Origin of the sequence: Actinotalea sp., assembly GCF_041597215.1 — a bacterium.
Classification (GTDB): domain Bacteria; phylum Actinomycetota; class Actinomycetes; order Actinomycetales; family Cellulomonadaceae; genus Actinotalea.
Genome location: NZ_JBFHHB010000127.1, coordinates 1 through 9,085 on the forward strand (window position 1 = coordinate 1; position 9,085 = coordinate 9,085).

The 9,085-nt window shown below is 72.8% G+C and carries 8 protein-coding genes and 1 pseudogene; all 9 read right to left on the bottom strand.

Annotated features, from left to right (window positions below; all coding sequences use genetic code 11):
* Positions 1–330, bottom strand: a pseudogene (locus tag ABWK99_RS10075) (hypothetical protein); the annotation flags it as partial.
* The gene (gene nadD, locus ABWK99_RS10080; protein WP_372594571.1) at positions 323–925 is read right to left on the bottom strand and encodes a nicotinate-nucleotide adenylyltransferase; all 603 of its coding nucleotides are present in this window, start codon (positions 923–925) and stop codon (positions 323–325) included. The gene nadD and the pseudogene ABWK99_RS10075, both read right to left, overlap by 8 nt.
* Positions 926–1,002: 77 nt before the next feature.
* Positions 1,003–1,152, bottom strand: a complete 150-nt coding sequence (locus ABWK99_RS10085; protein ID WP_372594572.1) for a hypothetical protein — start codon at positions 1,150–1,152, stop codon at positions 1,003–1,005.
* 143 nt (positions 1,153–1,295) lie between these two features.
* Positions 1,296–2,624 (bottom strand): glutamate-5-semialdehyde dehydrogenase, encoded by a 1,329-nt coding sequence (locus ABWK99_RS10090; RefSeq protein ID WP_372594573.1) that lies wholly within the window; start codon positions 2,622–2,624, stop codon positions 1,296–1,298.
* Between the two features lie 28 nt (positions 2,625–2,652).
* Positions 2,653–3,813: a glutamate 5-kinase gene (proB, locus tag ABWK99_RS10095; RefSeq protein ID WP_372594577.1), complete on the bottom strand. Its 1,161-nt coding sequence runs from the start codon at positions 3,811–3,813 to the stop codon at positions 2,653–2,655.
* Between the two features lie 102 nt (positions 3,814–3,915).
* Positions 3,916–5,427 (bottom strand): GTPase ObgE, encoded by a 1,512-nt coding sequence (gene obgE / locus ABWK99_RS10100; RefSeq protein WP_372594574.1) that lies wholly within the window; start codon positions 5,425–5,427, stop codon positions 3,916–3,918.
* Positions 5,428–5,536: 109 nt separating this feature from the next.
* Positions 5,537–5,794: a 50S ribosomal protein L27 gene (rpmA, locus tag ABWK99_RS10105; protein ID WP_372594575.1), complete on the bottom strand. Its 258-nt coding sequence runs from the start codon at positions 5,792–5,794 to the stop codon at positions 5,537–5,539.
* Positions 5,795–5,869: 75 nt separating this feature from the next.
* Positions 5,870–6,178: a 50S ribosomal protein L21 gene (gene rplU, locus ABWK99_RS10110; RefSeq protein WP_372594578.1), complete on the bottom strand. Its 309-nt coding sequence runs from the start codon at positions 6,176–6,178 to the stop codon at positions 5,870–5,872.
* A gap of 161 nt (positions 6,179–6,339) precedes the next feature.
* Positions 6,340–9,085: Rne/Rng family ribonuclease (locus ABWK99_RS10115; RefSeq protein WP_372594576.1), on the bottom strand; the 2,746-nt coding region annotated here is incomplete at its 5' end.

Here is a 9,085-nt window from a genome sequence, read left to right on the forward strand (position 1 = left end):
CCTCGCGGACGCGGTCGGAGCAGGCGCAGTCGGCCTCGCGGGCGCCGCGGAGCTGGGCGTGGTGCTCGGAGCCTGCTCGCGCGCCGCCGCTGCGGCGCTCTGCTCCCTCAGCTCCCTGCGCGAGCGGGGGCGCGTGCTCGGCGCCGGCGCTGCGTCGACCGGCCCAGGCGCCTGCTGCACCGGCGCCTGCTGCACCGGCGCCTGCTGCACGGGCACCTGCCGTGCCGAGACCTGCTGTGCCGAGGCCTGCTCGGCCGCCAGTCGACGCGCCCGCTCCTCCTCGCGTCGCCGCCGACGCTCTCCCCATTCCTCGGGGTGCTGCTCACTCATCATGACCTCGATACAAACCGTGCTTCGCGATGTACTGCACCACCCCGTCCGGGACCAGGTACCAGACCGGTTCCCCCCGAGCCGCTCGCTCGCGGCAGTCGGTCGAGGAGATCGTCAGGGCCGGGATCTCGAGCCTGGTGACGGCCTCCGCGGGGATGCCGTCGAGCGAGAGGACGTGCCCTGGCCTCGTGACGGCGACGAAGTGCGCCATCGTCCACAGCTCCCCGACGTCCTTCCACCGCACCATCTGGGCGATGGCGTCCGCCCCCGTGATGAAGTAGAGATCGGCATCGGGCCGCAGAGCCGAGAGGTCGCGCAGGGTGTCCACCGTGTACGTCGGACCCGGCCGGTCGATGTCGACCCGGCTCACGGTGAATCGGGGGTTCGACGCCGTCGCGATGACCGTCATGAGGTACCGGTGCTCGGGCTCCGTGACGGTCGCGTGCTGCTTGAGCGACGGCCGACCGGTCGGGACGAAGATGACCTCGCTGAGCCCCAGCCGCGCTGCGGCCTCGCTCGCAGCGACCAGGTGACCGTGGTGGATGGGGTCGAACGTGCCGCCCATCACTCCCACCCGTGGCCGTTGCTGGGTCATTCCTGCATGTCCTCCATCGCCGTCATGGCACGTCGGCCGGGACGGCCGCGTGGTCGATCAGATGCCGTGCGTCCCCGTCAGTGCCGGTTGCTCACGTTGCGGAACGCGTAGGTCACGGCGAGCAGGGCGAGCAGCGCACCGAACGCGATCACCCCGAACCCGACAGCAGGGATCGGCAGCTCGTTGACGACCTCGGACTCGCTCACGGCGAGCAGCACAGCGTGCACGTCGACCTCCTGGGGGGACCGGCTGGGAGCCCGCGAGCACGGGCACGACGGCGTCCAGTGTCGCACGTCCCGTCGACGCGGGCCGAAAGGCCTCGGCCCCCGGACGGGTGACTCGCCGGCCCCGACCGGCGGTCACGGCACCCTCAGGAACGGATCTGGCCGTCCCCGTGCACGATCCACTTCGTCGTCGTCAGCTCGGCAAGACCCATCGGCCCGCGAGCGTGCAGCTTCTGGGTCGAGATGCCGATCTCGGCCCCGAGCCCGAACTGCCCGCCGTCGGTGAACCTCGTCGACGCGTTGACCATCACGGCTGCTGCGTCGACCTCGGCAACGAAGCGCTCCGAGGAGATCAGGTCACGCGTGCAGATCGCCTCCGTGTGACCGGAGGTCCAGGTGCGGATGTGCTCGATCGCCTCGTCGAGGTCGTCCACGACCCGGACGGCGAGATCCGCGGACAGGTACTCCGTCGCCCAGTCGACCTCGGTCGCCGGCACGCTCGTGACCCCGGCCGGGACCAGGGCGAGCGCTGCGGCGTCCGCGTGCAGCGTGACCCCCGCGTCGCCCAGTGCCGCTGCGACCACCGGCACGAAGGCCTCGGCCACCGAACGGTGCACGAGGAGCGTCTCCGCGGTGTTGCAGGTGCCCAGACGCTGGGTCTTGGAGTTGAGCACGATGGCCAGCGCCTGGTCCAGGTCTGCGGAGGCGTCGACGAAGACGTGGCAGTTGCCGACGCCGGTCTCGATGACCGGGACGAGCGACTCCCGGACGACCGTCTGGATCAGGTCCGCACCACCCCGCGGGACGAGGACGTCCACCAGACCGCGGGCCCTCATCAGCGCGACGGCCCCCGGGCGCCCCCATGCGTCGATCGACTGGACGAGGTCCCCCGGCAGACCGAGGCCCGCGAGCGCCGTGCCGAGCACCTCGACGATGACCTCGTTGCTCCGGGCGGCCGCCGAACCCCCGCGCAGGATCACCGCGTTCCCGCTCTTGAGGGCGAGACCAGCCGCGTCCACCGTCACGTTGGGGCGGGCCTCGTAGATCATCCCGACCACGCCCATCGGCACCCTGACCTGACGCAGGCGCAGACCGTTCGGCAGGGTCGAGCCGCGGACCACCTCGCCGACCGGGTCGGGAAGTCCCGCGAGCTCGCGCAGCGCGTCGGCGATCGCCCCGATCCGCTCGGTGCTCAGCGCGAGCCGGTCGAGCAGGGCGGGCGAGGTGCCCGACTCCCGGCCCCGGGCGAGGTCCTCGGCATTGGCGTCGAGGATCCGCCCGGACTGCGCGACGAGGGCATCGGCAAGGGCGTGCAGGGCGGCGTCCTTGGCGGACCTGGTCGCCGTCGCGAGCACCCTCGCGGCGGACTGCGCGCGTCGGGCCACGGCGAGGACGGCGTCCTGCGCGGGATCGGGCTGCCCGACCGCCGCGGACGAGTGGTCGGCGTTCTGATCGACGGGGGCCGATGGGGTCATGGCGCCAGGGTAGTCGGCAGCCGACCGCTCAGCGGGCGGCGTCCGAGGGCGAAGGGCTCGCGGCCCTCCTGGCCGGAGCGGGGTGCCGGTACCGGCCCACCAGGACCAGGTCGTCCCGGTGCACCAGGACCCTGTCGTACCCCGGGCCGAGGTCGGCGCGCAGGTCGGAGGTGGACCGGCCCAGGAGGGCAGGGACCTCGCTCGAGTCGTAGGCGACGAGTCCGCGGGCGACGACGGCGCCGGTCGGGCCGACGATCTCCACCGGGTCGCCGGCCTCGAAGCCCCCGTCGAACGCCGTCACGCCTGCGGGCAGCAGGGACGTGCCCCGTTCCAGGACGGCGCGCTCGGCGCCCGCGTCGATGTGCAGCCGCCCCTGGGTGCTCGCCGCATGGGCCAGCCAGAGACGCCGCGCCGACGTCCTGCGCCCGGTCGGTGCGAACCACGTCCCGACCCGCTCCCCCGCGAGCGCCTCCCGCACCTGCGCCGCGCTGGTCAGCACGACGGGGATGCCGGAGCCGGCGGCGATCGAGACCGCCTCGAGCTTGGTGACCATCCCGCCGGTGCCGACCGCGCTCCCGCGTCCGGAGATCTCGATCCCCTCGAGATCCTCCGGTCCGCGGACCTCCTCGATCCGCCGCGAGCCGGGGCGCGACGGAGGGCCCGTGTAGAGCCCGTCGACATCCGTCAGCAGGACCAGCCCGTCCGCCCGGACGAGGTGCGAGACGAGGGCAGCCAGCCGGTCGTTGTCCCCGAAGCGGATCTCGTGCGTGGCGACGGCGTCGTTCTCGTTCACCACGGGCACGACCCCGAGCGAGAGCAGCTTCTCCAGGGACCGGCTCGCATTGCGGTAGTGCGTGCGCCGGACGGCGTCGTCGGCGGTCAGGAGCACCTGCCCCACCCGGAGCCCTCTGTCGCGAAAGGCCTCCGCGTACCGGGAGACCAGGATCCCCTGACCGACGCTCGCCGCGGCCTGGGCCGTGGCGAGGTCCCGGGGCCGGGCGTGCAGCCCGAGCGGCCCGAGCCCCGCCGCGATCGCCCCGGAGGTGACCAGGACGACCTGTCCCCCGGCCGCCCGCCGGTCGGCGAGCACGGAGACGAGTGCCCGCAGGGCGTCGAGGTCGAGACGGCCGTCGGCACCGGTCAGCGAGGAGGAGCCGATCTTGACGACGACACGCTCGGCCGTTCCCATCACTTCCCGGTCAGGACTCACGCGGGCATTCTGCACCGCATCGGGGTCGCCCGGGAGGATCGTCCACGCGGCGCCCTCCTGCCGGTCACCGACGCAGCGCCCTCACTCCGCGGGGTCGACCCAGTGCCCGGACTCCCGCTCGGTCCACAGCTCGGCTCGGGCGTCGGCCTTGGCGTCCATCCGCTCCTTGTACTCCTCGCGACGCGCCGCACGCGTCGGGCGGGAGGAGTCCTCCAGCCGGAGGTCGGTCCCGCGCGGGCCCCCGAGCAGCTCCGATCCGGTGAGCAACGTCGGCTCCCAGTCGAAGACCACGGCGGAGTCCCCCGCACCGATGCGCACCTCGGCACCGGGCACGGCACCCGAGGCGAAGAGCTTCTCCTCGACCCCGAGCCGGGCGAGCCGGTCGGCGAGGTAGCCGACGGCCTCGTCGTTGGAGAACTGGGTCTGCCGCACCCACCGCTCGGGCTTGGTGCCCCGCACCTCGAACCAGACGCGCCCGTCACCCTCGCGGCGGGTCACCGTGAAGCCGGAGTCGTCGACGGCGACGGGACGCAGCACGACACGGGTCGGCTCGGCAGGCGCAGCGGCGCGGGCCGCACCGACGATCTCCGCGAGGGCGAACGTCAGCGGACGCAGCCCCTCGTGGCTCGCCGTCGAGATCTCGAAGACGCGCAACCCGCGTTCCTCGAGCTCCGGCCGGACGAGCTCGGCGAGCTCACGCGCCTCGGGCACGTCGATCTTGTTGAGCACCACGACCTGCGGACGCTCGGTGAGCGGGGTCTCGCCCCCGGCGACGAGGTCGCCCGCGTAGGTCGCGAGCTCGGCCTGCAGGGTGTCCAGGTCGCTGATCGGGTCACGACCCGGCTCGAGCGTCGCGCAGTCGAGCACGTGGACCAGGACGGCGCAGCGCTCGATGTGGCGCAGGAACTCCAGCCCCAGGCCCTTGCCCTGGCTGGCCCCGGGGATCAGTCCCGGCACGTCGGCGATCGTGTAGCGCGCCGATCCCGCCTGGACGACGCCCAGCTGGGGAACGAGCGTCGTGAAGGGATAGTCGGCGATCTTCGGCCGCGCGGCGGAGACGGCGGCGACGAGGCTCGACTTCCCGGCACTCGGGAAGCCCACCAGGGCGACGTCCGCGATGGTCTTGAGCTCCAGGACGACGTCGGCCTCCGAGCCCGGCTCACCGAGCAGCGCGAAGCCGGGCGCCTTGCGGCGAGGAGAGGCGAGCGAGGCGTTGCCCAGTCCCCCGCGACCGCCGGCCGCCACGACATAGCGCGCACCGATCCCCACGAGGTCGGCGAGCACCTCGCCGTCGAGCGACTTCACGACGGTGCCGTCCGGGACGGGGATGACGAGATCGGCCCCCGTCGCCCCCTGCCGGTCGTCCCCCATGCCCTGGGTGCCGGAGGGCGCGTGCCGGTGCGGTCCGTGATGCAGGTCCAGCAGGGTGGTCACCTGCCCGTCGACCTCGAGGACGACGTCCCCGCCGTTGCCGCCGTTGCCCCCGTCGGGGCCCGCGAGCGGCTTGAACTTCTCCCTGCGGATGGACGCGCAGCCGTGGCCACCGTCACCACCGCGGGCGTGGAGCACCACCCGGTCGACGAACGTGGCCATGATCTTCCTTCCGAGCTGGGCCCACCCGAGGGTGGTGACGGCGGGACCGGACGGCCCGCCGGGACGACGAAGGGGCGCACCATGCGGTGCGCCCCTTCGTCAGAGGATCTCAGGCGTCGGCGGTCACCACGTCGATGACCTTGCGGCCACGACGGATGCCGAACTTGACGGCACCGGCTGCCAGCGCGAAGAGCGTGTCGTCGCCGCCACGGCCCACGTTCACGCCGGGGTGGAAGTGCGTGCCGCGCTGCCGGACGATGATCGTCCCGGCGTTGACGGCCTCGCCACCGAAGCGCTTGACACCGAGGCGCTGCGCATTGGAGTCGCGACCGTTGCGCGAGGAGCTTGCGCCCTTCTTGTGTGCCATGACAGACCTGCTTTCGTGCTGTGCGGAGAGTTCGGGACGAGCCGCGGCGAACCGCGAGGAACGACTGGCGCCTGCTCAGGCGATGCCGGTGACCTTCAGGCGGGTCAGCTTCTGGCGGTGACCCATGCGCTTGCGGTAGCCGGTCTTGTTCTTGTACTTGAGGATGTCGATCTTCGGGCCCTTCTCGTCCCGCACGATCTCGGCGGTGACGGTGACCTTGGCGAGCGCCGAAGCGTCCGAGGTCACCTTCTCGCCGTCCACGAGCAGGAGTGCGGGCAGCTGGACGGTCGAACCGGTGTCACCGGAAAGACGGTCCACGACGACGACGTCACCGACGGACACCTTCTCCTGCCGGCCGCCTGCCTTGACGATCGCGTACACCACGTTGCTGCTCATCTCTACTCGTCTGCGACGCGCCCAGCACTCTGACCCCCGACGGGGGCCGGGCCGATGACGCGAGAGAACGGCGCGCTCGCATGGCGCACCGACGGTCTAGGTTACGGAGCCGGGGCCGCCCGGTCAAATGCGGGCGGCCACGGCGGGCCTCACGTCTCCGGGACGACCTCCTCGTCGCCGCCTGCTGCGACGAGCGCCTCCTCGGGAGCCTCGCCAGAGGTGTCCTGCGTCACGTCGGGAGCCTCGCCAGAGGTGTCCTGCGTCACGTCGGGAGCCTCGCCAGACGGGTCCTGCGTCGCCCCGACGACCTCGTCAGAGGCCCCAGGAGCCTGCTGGGCACCGTCCTGCTCGTCGGCCTCGGCGACCGGCGCGGGCTCCGCCTGCGGGGCCTCCTGGGTCACCGGAGCCGCGTGGGCGTGCTCGTGGTCGTGCGCGTGCGCAGCGGCGGCCGCGATCGTGGCGAGGGTCGCCTTGACCGCGTCGCGGGCCTCCGGCAGCACCGGCACCGCCGGCGAGGGTGCAGCCGCCTTGCGCCGCCGCGAGCGCTTGGAGTCCGCCGACCCGCCAGAGCCCTCGCCGTCACCGGCATCGTCCTGCTCGGTGGGGCGCGCGTCGATCGGGTCGGTGTGCACGATGAACCCGCGGCCGGCGCAGTGCTGGCAGGTCTCGCTGAACGCCTCGACCAGGCCCTGCCCGACGCGCTTGCGCGTCATCTGCACGAGCCCGAGCGAGGTGACCTCTGCGACCTGGTGCTTGGTCCTGTCGCGCCCGAGGCACTCGACGAGCCGACGAAGCACGAGGTCACGGTTGGACTCGAGCACCATGTCGATGAAGTCGATGACGATGATCCCGCCGATGTCCCTCAGCCGGAGCTGGCGGACGATCTCCTCGGCGGCCTCGAGGTTGTTGCGCGTGACCGTCTCCTCGAGAGTGCCGCCCGAGCCGGTGAACTTCCCCGTGTTGACGTCGACGACCGTCATGGCCTCGGTGCGGTCGATGACCAGCGAGCCGCCCGAGGGCAGCCAGACCTTGCGGTCCATGCCCTTGGCGAGCTGCTCGTCGACGCGGTGCGCGGCGAAGACGTCGCCGGTCCCGGTCCACTTGCTGACCTTCTCGGCCAGGTCGGGGGCCATCGCCTGGACGTACTCCGAGATCATCGACCACGCACCGTCGCCCTGGACGACGAGCGAGCCGAAGTCGTCGTTGAAGATGTCGCGGACGACCCGGATCGCCAGGTCGGGCTCACCCTGGAGCATGACCGGCGCCTGCCCGCTCTTCGCCTTCTTCTCGATGGCGGCCCACTGGTCCTGGAGCCGCTGGACGTCACGGCGCAGCTCGTCCTCGGACGCACCCTCGGCTGCGGTCCGGACGATGACGCCTGCCGCCTCCGGGACGATCTCCTTGAGGAGCTTCTTCAGCCGGGCACGCTCGTTCTCCGGGAGCTTGCGCGAGATGCCGGTCATCCCGCCACCCGGGACGTACACGAGGTACCGCCCGGCCAGCGTGATCTGCGAGGTGAGCCGCGCACCCTTGTGCCCGATCGGGTCCTTGGTGACCTGCACGAGCACCGAGTCGCCCGACTTCAGCGCCTGCTCGATGCGACGCGGCTGCCCCTCGAGGCCCGCAGCGTCCCAGTTCACCTCACCGGCGTAGAGCACGGCGTTCCGGCCCTTGCCGATGTCGACGAACGCCGCCTCCATGCTCGGCAGCACGTTCTGGACGCGGCCGAGGTAGACGTTCCCGCTCATCGAGGACTGCCCGTTCTGGGCCGAGCGCGAGACGAAGTGCTCGACCAGGACGCCGTCCTCGAGCACGGCGATCTGGACGCGACCGTTGGCCTCCTTGACGACCATCGAACGCTCGACGGCCTCCCGGCGCGCCAGGAACTCGGCCTCGGTGATGATCGCGCGGCGACGTCCGGCGTCACGGCCCTCACGACGGCGCTGACGCTTGGCCTCGAGACGCGTCGACCCCTTGAGCGCCGTGACCTCGTCGGAGGCGCGCGCACCACGGCTGCGCGTCCGGCTCGTCTCCTCGACCGGAGCCTCGGAGCGGCCACTGCGGCTGCGGCGGCGGCGACGACGACGGCTGCTGCTCGACCCCTCGTCCCCGGACTCGCCCTCGGCGTCCTGAGCACCCTCTGCCTCGTCGGGGCCGTCGGCCGTGCCGGCACCCTCGGCGTCCTCGTCGGTCGCGGACTCGTCGGACTCGTCGTTCTCGTCCTGCTCCTCGCCGGCGGCGGGACGACGGCGACCGCGGCCACCACGGCGACGACGGCGACGGGCGTTCCCGCCCTCACCGCTCTCGCCCGGCTCCTCGTTCTCGTCTGCTGCGGTCTCCGCCTGGTCGTCGGACGTCGCCTCGGCGGCGGGGCCGGAGATCTCGGGCGAGCCCTCGACCTCCTCTGCCGTGTCCGTCTCGGCAGCACGGCCACGACGGCGGCCGGAGCGGCCACGGCCCGAGCGGGACCCTGCAGGCTGAGCGGACTCGGCGGGGACCTCGGCGCTCTCGGCCTCGGCCTCGGCCTCGGTCTCGGGCCCGGCCTCGGGCTCCTGCGGCGGTCCGGCCGGGGCCTGGGCCCGCCGACGACGCGGCCGGTCGGCCGGGTCGGGCGCCTGGAAGAGCACGGCAGTGCTCGCGAGACGGGGACGGTCCTCGGCGGAGCGCTGCGCCTCGACGGGCCGGCCGAGCTCGGCGATCACGTCGAGCGTGGGCGCCTCCGACGTGACGCTCTCGTCGTCCTCGTCGTCCTCGGGCGCTGCCTCGGGCTCGGGCTCGGGCTCGACGACGGTGCGTGCGGCGCGGGACCGCGACGTGGCGGAGCGGCTGCGTCGGCTCCGCGGGGCAGCCTCCTCGACGACCTCCGTCGACTCCTCGGCGACCTCGGCGACCTCG

Bases quoted from the DNA above. Each gene is read 5' to 3' on its own strand.
- rpmA (WP_372594575.1), bottom strand. From the start codon at position 5,794: ATGGCACACAAGAAGGGCGCAAGCTCCTCGCGCAACGGTCGCGACTCC.
- obgE (WP_372594574.1), bottom strand. From the start codon at position 5,427: ATGGCCACGTTCGTCGACCGGGTGGTGCTCCACGCCCGCGGTGGTGAC.
- proB (WP_372594577.1), bottom strand. From the start codon at position 3,813: ATGGGAACGGCCGAGCGTGTCGTCGTCAAGATCGGCTCCTCCTCGCTG.
- ABWK99_RS10090 (WP_372594573.1), bottom strand. From the start codon at position 2,624: ATGACCCCATCGGCCCCCGTCGATCAGAACGCCGACCACTCGTCCGCG.
- nadD (WP_372594571.1), bottom strand. From the start codon at position 925: ATGACCCAGCAACGGCCACGGGTGGGAGTGATGGGCGGCACGTTCGAC.